Source organism: Streptomyces sp. NPDC017246, from assembly GCF_044331325.1.
Taxonomy (GTDB): Bacteria; Actinomycetota; Actinomycetes; order Streptomycetales; family Streptomycetaceae; genus Streptomyces.
Map to the genome: position 1 here is coordinate 291,868 of NZ_JBIRMW010000008.1, position 18,721 is coordinate 310,588.

The following is an 18,721-nucleotide window of genomic DNA, read 5'->3' on the forward strand; positions in this document are numbered from 1 at the left end:
TCCGGACTCGGGACTCGGGACTCGGGAGGAGTCCGTCAGTCGGCGACGACCAGCGACGGCGTCTCCTTGGTCAGGACCTCGCCCCGGAAGAAGGCGGGGCTCCTGCGCTGCATCACCAGCATGATCACCACGCCGACCAGCAGCAGTCCGACACCGATCACGAAGACCGAGCCGACGCCGAGGACCGAGGAGCCGCTGCCGTAGGCCGGGTCCCACATGTCGTACAGCGTCTTGCCGAAGACGGCGGTCAGCAGCACGCCGCCGAGGACCGGGCACAGGCCCTTGTAGACGAAGTCCCGGCCGGAGCGGAAGAGCTCCTTGCGGAAGTACCAGGCGCAGGCGAACGCGGTGAGCGAGTAGTAGAAGCAGATCATCAGGCCGAGCGCGTAGATCGTGTCGACCAGGACGTTCTCGCTGACCAGCGTCATCACCGTGTAGAAGACGCCGGTGGCGACGCCCGCGATGACCGTGGCCTTCCCCGGCACCTTGAAGCGCGGGTGGACCTTGGCGAAGGACGCGGGGAGCGCCTCGTACGTCGACATCGCCAGCACCGTGCGGGCCACCGGGATGAACGTCGTCTGGAGGCTGGCCGCCGCCGAGGCGAGGACGGCGACGAAGAGCAGGATGCCGAGGGCCGGGCCCATGACCGGGCCGGCGAGGGCGGCGAAGACGTTGTCGGAGGTCTCGGGGTTGGCGAGGCCGAGCCCGCTGTCGCCGGAGCCGACGGCCATCTGCGCGGCGACGCCGGTGGCGAGGTAGGAGCCGACCAGGACGACCATCGCGATGAGCGCGGCGCGGCCGGGGGTCTTGGTGCTGCCCGTGGTCTCCTCGTTGGTCGCCATGCAGGCGTCCCAGCCCCAGTACATGAAGATCGAGAGGGACAGACCGGCCGTGAAGGCGGCGAAGGACTGGACGGCGAACGGGTTCATCCACGACCAGGAGAAGCTCAGGCCGGTGTCGAAGGTGCCGCTGCCGGCCTTCTGGAAGGCCATGGCGACGAAGATCGCGAGGACCACGAGCTGGAGGCCGACGAGGGCGTACTGGACGCCCTTGGTGGCGGTCATGCCGCGGTAGCTGATCGCGGTGGCGGCGGCGATGAGCGCCAGGCAGGTGACGATGTGGACGGCCTTGTTGTCGTCCAGGGCGGCGATGGACTCGCTGCCGCTGATCTCACCGGCGAGAAGCCAGAAGTAGGAGGTCGCGACGCCCGCCAGATTGGAGAGGACGATGATCGTCGCGATGACGAGGCCCCAGCCGCACATCCAGCCGATCCTGGGCCCGAAGGCCTTCACGGTCCAGGTGAACGAGGTGCCGCAGTCGGGCATGGCCTTGTTGAGCTCCCGGTACGCGAAGGCGACGAGGAGCATCGGGAGGAAGCCGGCGAGGAAGATCGCGGGCATCTGCAGTCCGACCTCGCCGGCCGTGGAGCCGAGCGTCGAGGTCAGGCAGTAGACGGGGGCGACGGTCGAGATGCCGATGACGGCACTGCCGAGGAGGCCGACGGAGTTTCCGCCGAGGCCTTTGGTGCGCACGCCGTTGGCGTCACCCGGGGCGTTGACGCCCCTTACCGTGTCTCCGGCCTGGGGCCGCGCTTCCACCTGAGTCATGAACAGGACGTTAAATGCTGCGGTTTCCATATCCGGAGGATGAAAATCCGCTCATCTGATCGATCGGTGCCTTGCATTACGAGGGTCGAATCGGACCCCCGCCAATGATTGAAAGATCGACGACCAGAACGGACCGACCAACTGGTAGGTCGGTCGATCCGTGTCCGATATGCGGGAACCGCAGCTCAGTCCGAAATGTCCGTTTCCAAATTTTCCCGAGGATTTTTCGCCGGGCTCTCCCGCCCGTCGCCGGACCGGGCTCCGGCCGGGCTCAGCCCGGCCACACCACCGCCTGCAGCTCGCTGTACGCGTGCAGCGCGTACGAGCCCACGTCCCGCCCGACCCCGCTCTTCTTGAATCCGCCGAACGGCGCCTCCATGTTCCGTCCGATCGTGTTCACGCCCACCCCGCCGGCCCGCAGCCGGCCCGCGATCCGGAAGGCGCGGGCCACATCGCCCGACCACACGTAGTCGATGAGCCCGTAGTCGCTGTCGTTGGCGAGGGCGATGCCCTCCTCCTCGTCGTCGAACGGGACGACCACGACGACCGGGCCGAAGATCTCCTCCCGGACCACCCGCATCTCGTTGGTGCAGTCGGCGAGCAGCGTCGGCGCCACGTAGAAGCCCTTCGCGAGGTCCGGACGCTCGCCGCCCACCACGACCCGCGCCCCTTCCTTCCGGCCGAGCTCGACGTACGACTCCACCCGGTCGCGGTGGGCCGCCGAGATCACCGGGCCGACGATCGTGCCCTTCTCCGCCGGGTCCCCCACCTTCATGAAGGCCAGATAGCCGGTGAGCCTCTCGACCAGCCGCTCGTAGATCCCGCGCTGGGCGAGCACCCGGGTCGGGGCCGTACAGATCTGTCCGCTGTAGAAGGAGAACGTCGTCCCGATCCCCATCACCGCCGAGTCCAGGTCCGCGTCGTCGAAGACGAGCGCGGCCCCCTTCCCTCCCAGTTCCATCAGCTGCCGCTTGAGTGTGCGCCCGCAGACCTCGCCGATCGCCTGCCCCACCGCCGTGGAACCGGTGAAGGACACCATGTCGACGTCCGGGGAGTCCACGGCCGCCTGCCCGGACTCCACCGAGGAGCCGGTGACCACGTTGACGACACCCGGCGGGACACCGGCCTCCTCCAGGGCGCGGGTCATCGCGTACACGGAGAGCGGGTCCTGCGGGGCCGGCTTCACCAGGACCGTGTTGCCCATCGCGAGCGCGGGGGCGATCTTCCCGGCCGGATTGGCCCAGGGGTTGTTGTACGAGGTGATGCAGGTGACCACACCGACCGGGCGCCGGACCGCCACCGCCCCGAACACCCCGGCCCGCCCCATCGGGCCCGCCTCGTTGATCTGCGGGGGCAGCGCCTGCTCGACCGGCTCCATCGCCCCGCGCGCGTACCGCCGGAAACGGGCGGAGCCGACGGCGACCTGCATGCCGCGCGCCGTGCCGGTGGTGGCGCCCGTCTCGGCGCGGGCGAGGAGGGTGTTCGCCTCGGCGTCCCTGGCCATCAGGTCGGCGGCCCGGTCGAGGATCGCCGCCCGCTCCTCCGGCTTCGTACGGGACCAGGAGGCGAAAGCCCCACGGGCGGCGGCCGCCGCGTCGTACACCTGGGCGCGGGAGGCCTCCGGCGCGAGACCGACGACCTCCTCCGTGGCGGGGTCCACTACCGGGTAATGGCCTGCGTCGGGCTCGACCCACTCGCCGCCGATGAAGAGCTTCTGGTTCACCTGGTCGCCACCGTCCTCGTGTCACGGCCGGAGCGCAGCACCTTCCCCGGGACCGCGCCGGTCACCTCGTCGTCCCGTACCGTCTCCACGCCGTTGACCCGCACCGACACGATCCCGACCGCCCGCGAGTCGAGCCGCGGACTGTCGCCCGGCAGGTCGTGCACCAGGGTCGCCGGGCCGGCGTCGATCCGCTCCGGGTCGAAGAGGACCAGATCGGCGTGGAAACCCTCGGTGATCCGGCCCCGCTCGCGGAGCCCGAAGAGCCGGGCCGGGTCGTCGGTCAGCATCCGCACCGCCCGCTCCAGCGGGACCAGCCTCCGGCCGCGCAGACAGTCGCCGAGGAACCGGGTCGTGTACGGGGCCCCGCACATCCGGTCCAGATGGGCGCCCGCGTCGGAGCCGCCGAGCAGCACGTCCTCGTGGTCCCAGGTCTCGCGCCGCAACGCCCAGGAGGCCGGGTCGTTGTCACTCGGCATCGGCCACAGGATCGTCCTCAGCTCGTCGTTGGCGCAGATCTCGACGAGGCACTGGAAGGGGTCCTGGCCGCGCTCGGCCGCGATGTCGTTCACCACACGGCCGGTGAGTCCCTCGTTCTCACGGCTGTACGTGTCCCCGATGACGTACCGCCCGAAATGGGCGAGGCGCCGGAACACCCCGGCCTCCTTGGAGTCCGCGCGCCGCAGCATCTCCGCCCGGACGCCCGGGTCGCGGAGCCTCGCGATCCGCTCCGGGACGGGGAGGGCGAGGATCTCGCCCCAGCCGGGGATGAGGTTGAGCGCGCAGAACGTGCCGAGGGACATGTTCATGGGCGTGAGGATCGGCATGGTGAGGGCGACGATCCGGCCACCGGACTTCCGCGCCCGCTCGGACGCGGTGAGCTGGCGCGGGACCCGTTCCGGGACGGCGGCGTCGATGGTGAGGACGTTCCAGTTGAGGGGCCGGCCCGCCGCCGCCGTCATCTCGACGAAGAGGTCGATCTCGTCGTCGGAGAACTGGTCGAGACAGCCCGCCAGAATCGCCTCCAGCTGGGTGCCCTCGTGCTCGCCGACCGCCCGGGAGAGGGCGATCAGCTCGTCGGGACCCGCGTGCCGGGAGGCGACGGGGGCGCCGTCGCCGTCCGAGTGGGTGGACGACTGCGTGGTCGAAAGCCCCCAGGCACCCGCCTCCATCGCCTCCTTGAGCAGAGCGACCATGTGCGCGAGCTGCTCGGGCGTGGGCCGGCCGCCGACGGCGTCGGCGCCCATCACATACCGCCGCAGGGCACAGTGGCCGACCATGAAGCCGGCGTTCACGGCGATCCGGCCGTCGAGCGCGTCGAGGTACTCGCCGAAGGACGACCAGCCCCAGTCGACGCCCTCCTCCAGGGCCTTCAGGGCCATGCCCTCGACCTTCGACATCATGCGGCGGGTGTAGTCGGCGTCCTCGGGCCGGTCCGGATGGAGCGGGGCGAGGGTGAAGCCGCAGTTGCCGCCGGCGACGGTGGTGACGCCGTGATTCATGGACGGGGTGGCGTACGGGTCCCAGAACAACTGGGCGTCGTAGTGGGTGTGGGGATCGACGAAACCGGGAGCGAGGACCAGACCGGTCGCCTCCTCGGCCGTCCGGGCGCTCTCGGTCGTCGTACCGGGCTCGGCGACGACGGCGATCCGGCCGTCGCGGATCCCGACGTCGGCGGTGAAGGCGGGGGCGCCGGTGCCGTCCACGACGGTGGCGCCCTTGATCAGGTGATCGAGCATGACGTTCCCTCTCTGGACGTGGACACGGGTGCGCCCCGGACCGGGGGCCGCCGCGGAACGGCCTCCGGCCGGGGCCGGTACGGGGCGGCGGTCCGGGAAGACACCACCCCGCACGTCACGGAACCCACCGCGGGTCACGGGCCCTGCCCACCCACTTGACCGCGGGCCCCGCGCTGTGGGCGCGGCCCATCGCGTTGTGGGCAGTTGTTCCGCCGGAGCGGAACGGGCGGTCACGACGTGCGTCGTCGTCACCGCGTTGTGGGCATTCGTTCCTCCCCCAGACTCCGTCCGGGGGGACCCCCAGGGCGGAACGGGTGGTCACGACGTGCGTCGTCGTCACCGCGTTGTGGGCATTCGTTCCTCCCCCAGACTCCGTCCGGGGGGACCCCCAGGGCGGAACGGGTGGGCACAACGGAACGTCGCCCCTTGCCGGGCTCAGGCCTTCCGCGCCCTGACCCGCACCCGATCCGCGCCGAAGTACTGGTGCGGGTCCAGGCACAAGGGGCGGACGCGCCGCCAAGGGCGCCGTCCCCTGTGCCCACCCGTCCCGCCCCAGCGGGACGATTGCCCACACGGGCGGTGCGTGAGCGGGCCCGCACGAGGCGCGAGCCCCGTGGGCGGGCCCACACGGGCGGCGGGCCGAAGCCCGAGCCCGGGGGCGGCCCGAACGGCGGCGGGCCAGGGCGCAAGCCCGTGGGTGGGCCCGCCGGGGCGGGCACGTGCGCTGCGCGCCCCGGCGTACGCCGGACCGCCCAGGGGTGAGCCGAGGCAGGCCCAGGGCCCCCGGGTGGGGCCGGGCCGACACCCCGGCCCACCGGTGCGGCGGGCCGACCCCCCCCCCGCCCCCAGAGCCGTCAGCCGCCCGCGGACCGGCGGAAGCGGGTCGTGCGGTGGATCGGGTCCGTGTCGATCTCGGGGATCACGTGCTCACCGATCAGCTTGATCGAGTTCATGGTGTCCTCGTAGGAGATCCCGATCGGGAGTCCGAAGGACAGCTGGTCCGCCCCGGCCTGCTCCCAGCGCTTGCACTGGGCGAGGACCTCCGACGGGTCGCCGCAGATCATCAGCTCCTCCTGGATGAGGAGTTCGATGATCTCGGCGGAGTATTCGGGCAGGAGTTCCGGCCACTCCGGGATGCCCTCGGGCCGCGGGAAGGTGTCGTGGTAGCGGAAGAGGAGGGACTGGAGGTAGTTCAGGCCGCCTCCCACCGCGATCTCGACGGCCTTGTCGTGGGTCTCGGCGCAGATCGCCGTGGAGGTCACCATGACGTTGTCGTTGACGAAGTCGCCGATGGCCTTGGCTTCCTTGATCGCGGTCTTGTAGGACTCGACGACCCACTCCATGTCGGAGACCTTCTGCACGCTGAAGCCGAGGACGCCGAGGCCCTTCTTGCCGGCCATGGCGTACGAGGAGGGGGACCCGGCCGCGTACCACATGGCGGGGTGGGACTTCCCGTACGGCTTGGGGAGGACCTTGCGGGGCGGCAGGGACCAGTGCTTGCCCTGGAAGCCGACGTACTCGTCCTGGAGCCACATCTTGGGGAACTCGGCGATCGTCTCCTCCCACAGCTCCTTGGTGTAGTTCATGTCGGTGATGCCCGGCATGAACCCGAGGATCTCGTGGGAGCCCGCGCCCCGGCCGGAGCCGAATTCGAAGCGTCCGCCGGAGAGGTGGTCGAGCATGGCGACCTTCTCGGCGACCTTCACGGGGTGGTTGACGGGGGCGAGGGGGTTGAAGATGCCGGAGCCGAGGTGGATCCGGTCGGTGGCGTGGGCGAGGTAGCCCAGGTAGACGTCGTTGGCGGAGAGGTGCGAGTACTCCTCCAGGAAGTGGTGTTCCGAGGCCCAGGCGTACTTGAAGCCGGACCTGTCCGCCTGGATGACGTACTCGGTCTCCTCCATGAGGGCCTTGTGCTCGGCTTCGGGATCGGTCTCGGCGCGCTTGCCGACGTATCCCTGTACGAAGATCCCGAATTCCAAGGGGGTTCACCGTCCTCGTGAGTTTCTGACGGAGTTTCTGACATGCCGTCAGATTCGTGATGTGCCCGACTGTCGCACCGCGGGGTGGACCCGTCAATACCTGACGAGTCGTCAGATCGATGGGGACCGGTTCAGAACAGGCTGACCCCGGCCAGCCAGCCGCCGTCGATCACGAAGGGCTGCCCCGTGATGTACGCCGAGTCCTCGCCGGTCAGGAAGAGCGCGAGGGCCGCCACCTCGTCCGGCCGTCCGATCCGGCCGAGCGGCACGAGCTTGCGGTACAGCTCGGCCGTGGCCGCCGGGTCCACGCCCTCGGGGTTGCTCATGGGGGTGTCGATCGCCCCCGGGCAGACCGCGTTCACCCGGATCCCCTTCGCCGCCAGCTCCAGGGCGGCGACCCGGGTGAGCCCGAGGACGGCGTGCTTGGAGGCCGCGTAGGCGCCGACTCCGGCCATCCCGGTGAGCCCCGTGTACGAGGCGGTGTTCACGATCGTCCCGCCGCCGGCCGCCGCGATCTCGGGCGCGACCGTCCGGATGCCCAGGAAGCAGCCGGTCTGGTTGACGGAGACGATCGCCTGGAACTCCTCCAGCGGGGTGGAGAGGAGTTCGTTGAAGCGGAGGATGCCGGCGTTGTTGACGAGCCCGTCGATCTTCCCGAACCGCTCCTTGGCGACGGCCACGGCCGCCGTCCACTCCTCCTCCCGGGTCACGTCCAGATGGACGTACGCGGCCCGGTCCTCCCCCAGCTCCTTGGCCAGCGCCTCGCCGGCGCCGTCGAGGACGTCCGCGAGGACGACCCTGGCCCCTTCCCCGGCGAACAGCCGGGCCTCCTGTTCGCCCTGCCCGCGCGCCGCGCCCGTGACGAGGACGACCCGCCCGTCCAGCTTGCCCATGCCTGCCACACTCCTCAGTTCAGGTGGGGTGCGACCTCCGTGCCGAAGGCCGCCATCTGGTCGATGAGTTCGGTACGGCTCCGGGAGCGGAACCGGACCTGGATCTGGTGCACGCCCATCTCGCCGTACGCGCGCAGCGAGGCGGCGAGCTCCTCCGGACGGCCGCTCAGGGTGCGCCGGCCGACCTGCCAGCCGGGCGCGCCGACGTACAGCGGCTCGGTGATCGCGCCGACGGTCAGGGGGTCCGTGATCCCGGCCTCGGCGCGCAGCCGCAGCAGCCGGGTGATCTGTTCGGCGAGCTTGTCGCGCGGGTCTCCCTGCGGGAGCCAGCCGTCGCCCTTGAGCGCGGCCCGGCGCACGGCGGCCGGGGAGGAGCCGCCCACCCAGAGCGGGACCCGCTCCTGTGCGGGCCGGGGCAGCTGCCCGAGCTCCTTGAAGGTGAACCGCTCCCCGGTGTGCTCCGGGTACTCCTCGGGTCCGAGTGCGGCCCGCAGCGCGTCGACGGTCTCGTCGAGCACGGCCCCGCGGCGTGCGAAGTCCACGCCGAGCGCCTCGAACTCCTCCTGGACGTGCCCGGCGCCGACCCCGAGGACCAGCCGGCCGCCGGAGAGGTGGTCGAGCGTCGCGTACGCCTTGGCGGTGACGAGCGGATGGCGCAGGCCGACGACGGCGACGTGCGAGAGCAGCCGGATCCGCTCGGTGGCGGCGGCGAGGAAGGAGAGCGTGGCGACCGGGTCGTACCAGACGGTGCTCATGCCCTCGGCGAGCCGGCGCGGGATGGCGACGTGGTCGCAGCTCGCGAGGTAGTCGAAGCCGTGCGATTCGGCGGCGCGGGCGATCGTGAGGAGATCGGCGGGCCCGGCGGTGGTCTCCCAGGGCTCGGCGTAGATCGCGCTCTGCGACTGGATCGGCAGCTGCATCCCGTAGACCACCATGAGGAACCCCCTTGAGTTCTGGTCCGTGCGAGCCGGATCTGACGATCCGTCATGTGAGTGAGCGGGGCCCATGCTCGTACCTGACGGCCCATCAGGCAAGGCTCACGCGTCGCGAGCTGCCGGACGCTCCGGCCGTCCCTGCCGTCCCGGGACGGGCTCCCGGCCGTCCCGGGACGCGGATTCCCCCTTTTCCGCGCGGCACGGCGGAGACCCGGCCCTACGCTCACGGCCGGACACCGGCGCCGCACCCGGCCGCGGTGCCGATCGGACAGCACTCACAGGGGAACCCATGCACACGAGCAGGAAGATCACCGCGCTGCGCGCACTCGGGACGGCCGTCGCGGCCCTCGGCCTGGTGGCCGGCGTCCAGGCGTCGCCCGCCGGTGCACAGGACCTGGGCGGCCACGCCCTCAAGAACCTCAACAGCCAGCGGTACCTGGAGGTCGGCGGCTGGGCCACCAACGACGGCGCCCTCGTGAACCAGTGGGACTACCACGGAGGCTCGAACCAGGGCTGGGCCTCCACAGGCCACTGGGTGAACGGCCGCTACTGGGGCACCCTGGAGAACGCCAACAGCGGCAAGTGCCTGGAGGTCGCCGACTGGAGCACGGCCAACGGCGCGACGGTCCGCCAGTGGGGCTGCCACGGAGGCGCCAACCAGCTGTGGGACCAGCACTACATCAACGATGACGTCATGTACCTGATCAACAAGAACAGCGGTAAGTGCCTGGAGATCAGCGGCTGGAGCACGGTCAACGGCGCCCGCGCGCAGCAGTGGGAGTGCACCGGGGGCACCAACCAGATGTGGACCGTTCGCGTCCGGGGCTGACGGACGACCGGCGGATCAGGAACGGAGCACCTGATCCGCCGGGACGGGAGGCGGGCCGTGGCACCGGTCACGGCCGCCAGAGACCGTCCTTCGTCAGCCCGAGCAGCTCGATCGCGTTGCCGCGCACGATCCGCTCGACGACGTCCGGCGGCAGATGGCCCATCTGCGCCTCGCCCACCTCCCGCGACTTGGGCCACGTCGAGTCCGAGTGCGGGTAGTCCGTCTCGTACAGGACGTTCCCCGCCCCGATCGCGTCGAGGTTGCGGAGCCCGAAGGCGTCGTCGAAGAAGCAGCCGAAGACATGCCCGGCGAAGAGCTCGGACGGCGGGCGCAGCACCTTGTCGGCGACCCCGCCCCAGCCGCGGTTCTCCTCCCAGACCACGTCGGCGCGCTCCAGGATGTACGGGATCCAGCCGATCTGCCCCTCCGCGTACATGATCTTCAGGTTCGGGAAGCGCTCGAACTTGCCGCTCATCAGCCAGTCGACCATCGAGAAGCAGCAGTTGGCGAAGGTGATGGTCGAGCCGACGGCGGGCGGGGCGTCGGCGGAGGTGGACGGCATCCGGCTGGAGGAGCCGATGTGCATGGCGATGACCGTGCCGGTCTCGTCGCAGGCGCGGAAGAAGGGGTCCCAGTGGTCCGTGTGGACCGAGGGGAGCCCGAGGTGCGGCGGGATCTCGGAGAAGGCGACGGCCCTCACCCCGCGCGCGGCGTTGCGGCGGACCTCGGCCGCGGCGAGCTCGGGGTCCCAGAGCGGGATGAGGGTGAGCGGGATGAGCCGCCCGTGGGCCTCGGGCCCGCACCACTCCTCCACCATCCAGTCGTTGTACGCGCGGACGCAGAGCAGCCCGAGCTCGCGGTCGCCCGCCTCGGTGAAGGTCTGCCCGCAGAAGCGGGGGAAGGTGGGGAAGCAGAGCGCGGACTGGACGTGGTTGACGTCCATGTCGGCCAGTCGCTCGGGCACGGAGTGGGAGCCGGGCCGCATCTGCTCGTACGTGATGACTTCGAGCCGTATCTCGTCGCGGTCGTAGCCGACGGCGGTGTCGAGCCGGGTGAGGGGGCGGCGCAGGTCCTCGTAGACCCACCAGTCGCCGATCGGCCCCTCGTCGCCCTTGGCCCCCATGACGGGGGCGAACCTCCCGCCCAGGAAGGTCATTTCCTTGAGCGGGGCGCGGACGATCCGGGGTCCGGTGCCGTGGTACCGGGACGGGAGCCGGTCCCGCCAGACGTGCGGGGGCTCCACGGTGTGGTCGTCCACCGAGATGATCTTCGGGAAGGTCTCCATGTCTCTCACGGTAGCGCTGATCTGACGACCCGTCAGCTAATGTGGGCAGATCGGCGACGTGACGGCCGTACTACGGCCTCATCACGGGCCGGACTACGGCCGACCCGATGCTGACGGACTCCCTCCGGGCAAGGCAGACTGTCCTGGGCGAAACCAGCGGTAGCGGTACGGGCAGGGGGAGCGATGGACCGTGAGAACGGGCCGCGAGTTCCGGTGCAACGGGCTCCGACGACGGGCGGGAACGCCCCGGTGAACACGGATGCCCCGACGGCGCCGGACGAAGGCGCCGGCAGGGGCACGGGCCGGGACGTGGGCGCGCCGACGCGCCACGACACGAGGACGGACCGAGCGACCGTGACGGAAACCGGCCACGAAGCGACGGCCGGGGCGAACGCGGACTCCGGCACCGGCACCGGCACCGGTGACGGAACCACGAGCGCGGGAGCGGACACCGTCGGCACGGGCACAAGCATCGGCACGGGCACAGGCACGGACACCGCCGACGCGAGCACGAGCGCCGCCGCCCCCGGTCTTCTCCGGTTCGCCGTACTCGGGCCCGTCCGCGCCTGGCGCGACGGCGAACCCGTGCCCACCGGCTCGCCCCAGCAGCGGGCCCTGCTCGCCGCCCTGCTCCTCCGCGGCGGCCGCACCGCCACCGCCTCCGAACTGATCGACGCGCTCTGGGGCGAGGAACCGCCCTCGCAGGCCCTCGCGGCCGTACGGACGTACGCCTCCCGGCTCCGCAAGGCCCTCGGCCCCAAGGTCCTGGTCAGCGAGTCCGGTGGCTACGCCCTGCGCACCTCCGCCGCCGCCCTCGACGTCACCAGCGCCCAGGAGCTCGGCGCCGAGGCCGAGAAGCTGCGCGCCGCCGGTGACCGGGCGGGGGCCCGCGACCGGCTCGCCGAGGCGCTCGACCTGTGGGACGGCGAAGTGCTGGCCTCCCTCCCGGGGCCGTACGCCGAGACCCAGCGGACCCGGCTGGAGGAGTGGCGGCTCACCCTCCTGGAGACCAGGCTCGACATCGACCTGGAGGTCGGCGCCCACGCGGAGGCCGTGTCCGAGCTGACCGCGCTCACCGCCGCCCACCCGCTGCGCGAGCGGCTCCGCGAGCTGCTGATGCTGGCCCTGTACCGCAGCGGGCGGCAGGCCGAGGCCCTCGCCGTGTACGCCGACACGCGCCGGCTCCTCGCCGACGAACTCGGCGTCGACCCCACGCCCGAGCTCGCCCGGCTCCAGCAGCGCATCCTCCAGGCCGACGCCGAACTCGCCCGCCCGGTCGAGGAGGCCGCCCCGGCCGCCGCGCCCGTCGCCCGCCCCGCGCAGCTCCCGGCGACCGTCCCCGACTTCACGGGCCGCGCCTCCTTCGTACGGGAGCTCGGCTCCCGGCTCGCCACCGCCGAGGGCCATGTCATGGCCGTGTCGGCGCTCGCGGGCATCGGCGGCGTCGGCAAGACGACGCTCGCCGTGCACGTCGCGCACGAGGCCAGGCCGCACTTCCCGGACGGCCAGCTGTACGTGGACCTCCAGGGCGCCGGATCCCGCGCCGCCGCGCCGGAGACCGTCCTCGGCTCCTTCCTGCGCGCGCTCGGCACCCCCGACTCGGCCATCCCCGACTCGCTCGACGACCGGGCGGCGCTGTACCGCTCGACGCTCGACGGACGGCGGGTCCTGGTCCTCCTGGACAACGCCCGTGACGCCGCCCAGATCCGCCCGCTGCTGCCCGGCACGGCGGGCTGCGCGGCTCTCGTCACCAGCCGGATCCGCATGGTGGACCTGGCGGGCGCGCACCTGGTGGACCTCGATGTGATGTCCCCGGAGGAGGCCCTGCAGCTCTTCACCCGGATCGTCGGCGCGGAGCGGGTCCAGGCCGAGCGGGAGGCCGCCCTCGACGTGGTCGCCGCCTGCGGGTTCCTGCCGCTGGCCATCCGTATCGCCGCGTCCCGGCTGGCGGCCCGCCGCACCTGGACGGTCTCCGTCCTGGCGGCCAAGCTGGCGGACGAGCGGCGGCGCCTGGACGAGCTCCAGGCGGGCGACCTCGCGGTGAAGGCCACGTTCGAACTCGGCTACGGGCAGCTGGAACCGGCCCAGGCCCGCGCCTTCCGGCTGCTCGGGCTCGCCGACGGCCCGGACATCTCGCTCGCGGCGGCGGCCGCCGTCCTCGACCTGCCGCTCCGGGACACCGAGGACCTCCTGGAGGCCCTCGTCGACACCTCCCTGGTGGAGTCGGCGGCGCCGGGCCGCTACCGCTACCACGACCTCGTCCGGCTCTACGCGCGTGCCTGTGCCGACCGCGACGAACAGCCCCCGTCGGAGAAGGACGCGGCGCTCTCCCGGCTCCTCGACTTCTATCTGTCGACGGCGGCGCGCGTGTACGCGATCGAGCGGCCCGGCGACCGCCTCGTCGACCACCTCGAACCCACCACTCACGAGGGCCTCACCTTCACCGACCGCCACACGGCCCAGGACTGGCTCTACGCCGAGGCCAACTGCCTCCTCGCCTGCGTCCGTCAGTCCGCCGGGCCCCCGGGGACGCTGCGGCGCGGGGTGGACCTGCTGTGGGCGGCGCTGGACCTGGCGGAGTCGGGCGCCAACTCCAAGGAGTACGAGGCGGTGGCGACGGTCCTCCGCGAGGCGGCGAGCCGCACCTCGGACAGCCGGGCCGCGGGCCGGGCGGCCATCGCCTCGGCGTATGTGCACCACGTGTCGGGCCGGTTCGACCAGGCCGACCAGGAGGCCCGCGAGGCGATGGGCCTCGCCGACCTGGTCGACGACCGGATGCCCCGCTCCTGGGCGGCCAACACCCTGGGCGTCATGGCGGTCTACCGCAACCGCTACGAGGAGGGCGAGGAGTTCCTCAACCGCGCCATCGAGGAGTTCCGCGACTGCCAGGACGAGCCGGGCGAGGCCAGCGCCCTGTGCAACCTCTCCCGTATCCATCTGCTCACCGGACGCACGGTCAGCGCCGTCGTCCTCGCCCGCCGGGGCACCGCCATGTACGACCGGATGGGCCACGGCCTGAAGGGCGCGAACGGCCGCTACGCCATGGGCGTCGCGCTCACCCAGAGCGGGCAGCTCACCGACGCGTACGAGAGCCTGGCGGCCGCCCTCGACGTCTTCCGGGACAGCCGGCAGCGGCTGTGGGAGGGCATGACGCTCTTCCGCATGGCCGAGGTCGACGTCGCCGCCCGCCGGTACGCGCAGGCCGCCTCCCACGCGGAGATGGCCCTGACCGTGCTGCGCGGAATCGGCGGGGAGTGGCGCCGGGGCAATGTCCTGACCGTCCTGGGCCGCGCCCTGAACGGCATCGGGCAGCTCGGCAGGGCCGAGGTCTGCTGGCAGGACGCCCTCGGCATCTACGAGGAGCTGAACTCCCCCGAGGCCGCCGAGGTCCGGGCGCTCCTCGCCCCGGCGGCCGCCGCCTGAGACGGCCGATCGGGGCCCGGCCTCGGCGTTCATCGTTCGTTTATCGCCGAAGGACATGCTTCTTCCATCGATCCGTCGCGTCGGGGGGCAGACGGGTCGGCGATGAGGCCGCCTCATCCACGCACTAGGGTGAGCGGCCCTGCAGTGGGACCCGTCCGGCAGTCCTCGGGGGAACAGCCGGACGGGTCTCGACGACCCATCTGACCCACGAAGAACCACGGGAGGTTGCGATGAGCGACGAGTCGATCGTCAAGCCGACGAACGGTCATGTCACCGGCGGCGAGGCCGCGGACATCGAGACCAAGAACATCCACGTCACCGGCGGTGACGCCGAGGACTCGATCGCCGAGAAGATCGGCATCAAGAACATCCACGTCACCGGCGAGCCGGCCGGCACGGAGACCGCCGCTCCGCTCGGCAACATCCACGTCACCACGGAGCCGGCCAAGTAGACCATTCCCGACGGGGAAAGGCCGCGGCGGCGACTTCGGGGGAGCTGCCGGGGCCGGCCGGGAAGGTCCGGTCGACGGGGGAGCACACGGGCTCGGGGGACACCCGGGACGACGGAACCAGGGGGGATCCGTCCGGGCAGGGCCCGTGCGCAACGCGATCGGACCACCGCAGGAGGAGGGGCCGGGCTGATGCCCGGCCCCTCCGGCGTGTGCGGGACCCGCTCCCTCCCCGCGCCGTCGTGGCGCTCGCCCGTCAGCGGGCGTAGGAACCGAGGCCGACCAGGCAGTACACGTACTCGCTGATCGTGGTGCCGTTCATGGTGTAGCGGTGGGAGAAGGCGTACTGCGTCCTGGGGTTGGCGTTGCAGCGGTTCATGTCCGAGGTGAACGGGAAGGTCTGGATCACCTTGTAGTGGGCGTCGGACGCCGAGCAGGAGACCTCGTCGACGCCGCTGACGGACTGCGCGCTCGTCGAGTCGGGGAGCGAGCCGTTGAGGCAGGTGCCCTTCTCGTACGGGTCGGGCTCCTTCTCCGTGGGGGTGGCACCGGCGGTGGGGTCGCCGTCCACGTCGAAGGTGGGCGGCGGCGGGTAGGAGAACGTCGGGATCGGGCCGGGGCCCTTCGAGCCGGCCCGGTCGTCCTCGTCGTCGCTCAGGAGGTACGAGCCGCCGATGAGCGCGCCGATGACGGCGAGCGGGATGAGGCAGCCGAGGAGGCCGCCCTTCTTGGGTGGGGCGCCCGCGACGGTGATGCGCAGGTGGACCGTTCCCTCGCCGAGCCGGGCGGCGACGAGTTCGCCGTGGCGGCAGGCGCGGACCGTGAGGTGGGCGGGGCCGGTCGGCAGGGCGACGGTGATGATCACGCCCTGGGCCGCCTGCTGCGGGGTCAGGGTGAGGGGGATCTCGGAAGGTGCTGGCGAGGACACGGGCTGCTCCAGGGGAGGTGGGTCTGCGGTTCGCCGAGGACTGCCCCTATGACGTGGACACGACGGCGGACGGTTGCACTTCTCCGGCGCTCGGCCCACCTCTCAACACCGGGCCCTCAGCTCCCCCTTCACCACCTTCCCGCTCGCGTTCCTCGGCAGCTCCGTCACGAATTCGACCTCCCTCGGCACCTTGTAGTTCGCCATCTCCCGCCGCGACCAGGCGATCAGGTCGTCCGCCGTGACCCGCGCCCCCGCCCGCCGCACCGCGAAGGCCTTCCCCACCTCGCCGAGCCTGGGGTCGGGGACGCCGATGACGGCGACGTCCGCGATCTCCGGGTGGAGGCCGAGAAGTTGCTCGATCTCGGCCGGATAGGCGTTGAAGCCGCCCACGATGAACATGTCCTTGAGCCGGTCGGTGATCCGCAGATTGCCGGCCTCGTCGAGGACGCCGATGTCCCCGGTGCGGAGCCAGCCGTCCTCGTCGACCGCCGCGGCCGTCTCCTCCGGGTCCTCGAAGTAGCCGCTCATCACGTGGTGGCCCCGGACGAGGACCTCGCCGGTCTCGGAGAGGCGGACCTCGGTGCCGGGGATCGCGCGGCCCGAGGTGGTGGCGACGACGCCGTCCGGGTCGTCGCGGCGGCACATGGTGACGATGCCGCTCGCCTCGGAGAGGCCGTAGGCGGTGAGGACCGTGCCGACGCCCAGGTCCGTACGGAGGCGCTCGACGAGCCGGAGGGGGACGACGGCGGCGCCCGTCACGACGAGGCGGAGGGAGGACAGGTCGTGCGCCGGGCGGGCCGGGTGGTCGAGGAGGGACTGGTGGAGGGTGGGCGGGCCGGGCAGGACGGTGACGCGTTCGGCGGCGATGTTGGCGAGGACGGTGTCGACGGTGAAGACGGACTGCGGGACGATCACCGCCCCCCGCATCAGACAGGCGAGGATCCCGGCCTTGTAGCCGAAGGTGTGGAAGAAGGGGTTGACCACCAGGTAGCGGTCGCCCTCGCGGAGGCCGGCGAGCCCGGACCAGATCGCGTAGCAGCGCAGGCTCTGGGCGTGGCTGATGACGGCGCCCTTGGGACGGCCGGTGGTGCCGGAGGTGTAGATGATGTCGGAGGGGGCCGCGGGGTCGATGGCGGCGGCCCGTGCGTGGACCCGGGCGGCCGGGACGGCGTCGCCCTCGGCGAGGAAGGCCTTCCAGGTGGTCCACTCCGCCTCGTCGGGCGCGCTGTCGCCGAGGACGACGACCTTCTCCAGGTGAGGGAGCGCGATCCCGGAGCGGCGCAGGGAGGCGACGTACGAGGTGCCGAGGAAGGTGCCGGTGACGAAGAGCAGCCGGGCGCGGGAGCGCTGGAGGACGGAGGCGGCCTCGGTGCCCTTGAAGCGGGTGTTCAGGGGGACGAGGACGGCTCCGGCGGTGACGGCGCCGAGTGCGGAGACGATCCAGTCGAGGGTGTTGGGGGCCCAGATCGCGACCCGGTCCCCCGCCCGTATGCCGGTGGCGAGGCAGGCGGCCGCAGCCCGTTCGACGCGTTCGCCGAGTTCGGCGTAGCTGACGCGGGCGCGGCCGTCGACGACGGCCTCCCGTGCGCCGTACCGCCGGGCCGCCGCCCGTACGAGACCGGGGATCGTGCCCCACTCCAGGTCGCCGCGCGTCCCGGCCTCCGCCGGCCCGCCCGGCTCATCCACCGCGCCCGCCTCGTCCATCTCCACCACTCCCCTTAGCTGACTATCCGTCAGATTAGTTGTAACCTGACGCGCTGTCAGTAGCGCTGTCACACGGGGAGGTTGCCTTGCTCAAGGACGCCACGGCCATCGTCGGGATAGGCCAGACCGCCTTCGCCAAACAGCTCCCCGAGACGGAGAGGACACTCGCCTGCCGGGCGATCCTCGCCGCCCTCGACGACGCGGGCATCGACCCCTCCGAGGTCGACGGCTTCGCCTCGTACACGATGGAGGAGACCGACGAGGTCGAGGTCGCCAAGGCCATCGGCGCGGGCGACGTCACCTTCTTCTCCAAGGTCGGCTACGGCGGCGGCGGCTCCTGCGCCACCGTCGGCCACCTCGCCGCCGCCGTCGCCACCGGACAGGCGAGCGTCGGCGTCGCCTGGCGCTCCCGGAAACGGGGCAGCGGCCCCCGCCCCTGGAAGAACACCGCCGTCCAGCTGCCCACCCCCGGCCAGTGGACCCGCCCCTTCGGGCTGCTCCGCCCCGCCGACGAGATCGGCATGCTCGCCCGCCGCTACATGCACGAGTACGGCGCCACCCGCGACCACCTCTTCAACGTCGCCCTGGCCTGCCGCAACCGCGCCAACCAGAACCCGGCCGCGATCATGTACGAACGCCCGCTGACCCGGGAGATGTACATGACCTCCCGGTGGATCAGCGAACCCCTCTGCCTCTTCGACAACTGCCTGGAGACCGACGGCGCCCTCGCCTGCGTCATCGTCTCCGCCGAGCGGGCCCGCGACTGCCGCCGGAAGCCCGTGTACGTCCACTCCGTCGCCCAGGGCCTGCCCGCCCAGCACCACGGCATGGTCAACTACTGGAACGACGACCCGCTCTCCGGCCCCGCCTGGACCGCCGCCCGGCACCTCTGGAAACAGGCCGACTTCGGCCCCCAGGACGTGGACGTCGCCCAGATCTACGACGCCTTCACCCCGCTCGTCCCGCTCTCCCTGGAGGGCTACGGCTTCTGCGGACGCGGCGAGGGCGCCGCCTTCACCGAGGGCGGCGCCCTGGAGATCGGCGGCCGGCTGCCCCTCAACACCGGCGGCGGCGGGCTCTCGGAGGCGTACGTCCACGGCTTCAACCTCATCAACGAGGGCGTGAAGCAGCTCCGCGGCACCTCCACCGCCCAGGTCCCCGACGCCGCCACCTGCCTCGTCACCGCGGGCGAGGGAGTCCCCACATCGGCCATTCTGCTGAGGAGCTGAG

The 18,721-nt window shown here is 71.9% G+C and carries 13 protein-coding genes; 4 read left to right on the top strand and 9 right to left on the bottom strand.

What is annotated here, in order from left to right:
* Positions 1–35: 35 nt before the first annotated feature.
* The 6 genes from ACH4MY_RS20965 to ACH4MY_RS20990 form a co-directional block, all read right to left on the bottom strand.
* Entirely contained in the window at positions 36–1,607 is a 1,572-nt protein-coding gene (locus ACH4MY_RS20965) for an APC family permease (protein ID WP_398005129.1), read from the bottom strand.
* A gap of 271 nt (positions 1,608–1,878) precedes the next feature.
* Complete coding sequence (locus ACH4MY_RS20970) at positions 1,879–3,330, bottom strand: aldehyde dehydrogenase family protein (protein WP_398005131.1); 1,452 nt, start codon at positions 3,328–3,330, stop codon at positions 1,879–1,881.
* Positions 3,327–5,066: an amidohydrolase family protein gene (locus ACH4MY_RS20975; RefSeq protein WP_398005133.1), complete on the bottom strand. Its 1,740-nt coding sequence runs from the start codon at positions 5,064–5,066 to the stop codon at positions 3,327–3,329. The genes ACH4MY_RS20970 and ACH4MY_RS20975 overlap by 4 nt, the downstream gene beginning before the upstream one ends.
* Positions 5,067–5,920: 854 nt before the next feature.
* Entirely contained in the window at positions 5,921–7,045 is a 1,125-nt protein-coding gene (locus ACH4MY_RS20980; protein ID WP_398005135.1) for an LLM class flavin-dependent oxidoreductase, read from the bottom strand.
* A 131-nt stretch (positions 7,046–7,176) separates the two neighbouring features.
* Positions 7,177–7,938 carry an SDR family NAD(P)-dependent oxidoreductase gene (locus ACH4MY_RS20985; RefSeq protein ID WP_398005137.1) on the bottom strand — a complete coding sequence of 254 codons (762 nt, stop codon included), beginning with the start codon at positions 7,936–7,938 and terminating at the stop codon, positions 7,177–7,179.
* A 14-nt stretch (positions 7,939–7,952) separates the two neighbouring features.
* Entirely contained in the window at positions 7,953–8,873 is a 921-nt protein-coding gene (locus tag ACH4MY_RS20990) for an LLM class F420-dependent oxidoreductase (RefSeq protein WP_398005139.1), read from the bottom strand.
* Between the two features lie 289 nt (positions 8,874–9,162).
* Between ACH4MY_RS20990 and ACH4MY_RS20995 the strand changes: the two genes are divergently transcribed.
* The gene (locus tag ACH4MY_RS20995) at positions 9,163–9,702 is read left to right on the top strand and encodes an RICIN domain-containing protein (RefSeq protein WP_398005141.1); all 540 of its coding nucleotides are present in this window, start codon (positions 9,163–9,165) and stop codon (positions 9,700–9,702) included.
* Positions 9,703–9,769: 67 nt separating this feature from the next.
* Here ACH4MY_RS20995 and ACH4MY_RS21000 read toward each other — a convergent pair whose 3' ends face one another.
* Entirely contained in the window at positions 9,770–10,987 is a 1,218-nt protein-coding gene (locus ACH4MY_RS21000; RefSeq protein ID WP_398005143.1) for an amidohydrolase family protein, read from the bottom strand.
* A gap of 183 nt (positions 10,988–11,170) precedes the next feature.
* Here ACH4MY_RS21000 and ACH4MY_RS21005 point away from each other — a divergent pair, with 183 nt between their 5' ends.
* The gene (locus ACH4MY_RS21005; protein ID WP_398005145.1) at positions 11,171–14,410 is read left to right on the top strand and encodes a BTAD domain-containing putative transcriptional regulator; all 3,240 of its coding nucleotides are present in this window, start codon (positions 11,171–11,173) and stop codon (positions 14,408–14,410) included.
* A gap of 230 nt (positions 14,411–14,640) precedes the next feature.
* Positions 14,641–14,862: a hypothetical protein gene (locus ACH4MY_RS21010; protein WP_398005147.1), complete on the top strand. Its 222-nt coding sequence runs from the start codon at positions 14,641–14,643 to the stop codon at positions 14,860–14,862.
* Positions 14,863–15,115: 253 nt separating this feature from the next.
* Here ACH4MY_RS21010 and ACH4MY_RS21015 read toward each other — a convergent pair whose 3' ends face one another.
* On the bottom strand, positions 15,116–15,787 hold the full coding sequence (locus ACH4MY_RS21015) for a hypothetical protein (protein WP_398005149.1): 672 nt from the start codon (positions 15,785–15,787) through the stop codon (positions 15,116–15,118).
* Positions 15,788–15,889: 102 nt separating this feature from the next.
* Positions 15,890–17,491 carry a FadD3 family acyl-CoA ligase gene (locus ACH4MY_RS21020; protein WP_398005311.1) on the bottom strand — a complete coding sequence of 534 codons (1,602 nt, stop codon included), beginning with the start codon at positions 17,489–17,491 and terminating at the stop codon, positions 15,890–15,892.
* An 86-nt stretch (positions 17,492–17,577) separates the two neighbouring features.
* Here ACH4MY_RS21020 and ACH4MY_RS21025 point away from each other — a divergent pair, with 86 nt between their 5' ends.
* A complete protein-coding gene (locus tag ACH4MY_RS21025) occupies positions 17,578–18,720 on the top strand; it encodes a lipid-transfer protein (protein ID WP_398005151.1) in 1,143 nt (380 codons plus the stop codon).
* The last annotated feature ends 1 nt before the right edge of the window (position 18,721 follow it).

Coding starts and splice junctions, on each gene's coding strand:
- ACH4MY_RS20985 (WP_398005137.1), bottom strand. CDS start 7,938: ATGGGCAAGCTGGACGGGCGGGTCGTCCTCGTCACGGGCGCGGCGCGC.
- ACH4MY_RS20965 (WP_398005129.1), bottom strand. CDS start 1,607: ATGACTCAGGTGGAAGCGCGGCCCCAGGCCGGAGACACGGTAAGGGGC.
- ACH4MY_RS21000 (WP_398005143.1), bottom strand. CDS start 10,987: ATGGAGACCTTCCCGAAGATCATCTCGGTGGACGACCACACCGTGGAG.
- ACH4MY_RS21010 (WP_398005147.1), top strand. CDS start 14,641: ATGAGCGACGAGTCGATCGTCAAGCCGACGAACGGTCATGTCACCGGC.
- ACH4MY_RS21005 (WP_398005145.1), top strand. CDS start 11,171: ATGGACCGTGAGAACGGGCCGCGAGTTCCGGTGCAACGGGCTCCGACG.
- ACH4MY_RS20990 (WP_398005139.1), bottom strand. CDS start 8,873: ATGGTGGTCTACGGGATGCAGCTGCCGATCCAGTCGCAGAGCGCGATC.
- ACH4MY_RS21020 (WP_398005311.1), bottom strand. CDS start 17,491: ATGGACGAGGCGGGCGCGGTGGATGAGCCGGGCGGGCCGGCGGAGGCC.
- ACH4MY_RS20975 (WP_398005133.1), bottom strand. CDS start 5,066: ATGCTCGATCACCTGATCAAGGGCGCCACCGTCGTGGACGGCACCGGC.
- ACH4MY_RS20995 (WP_398005141.1), top strand. CDS start 9,163: ATGCACACGAGCAGGAAGATCACCGCGCTGCGCGCACTCGGGACGGCC.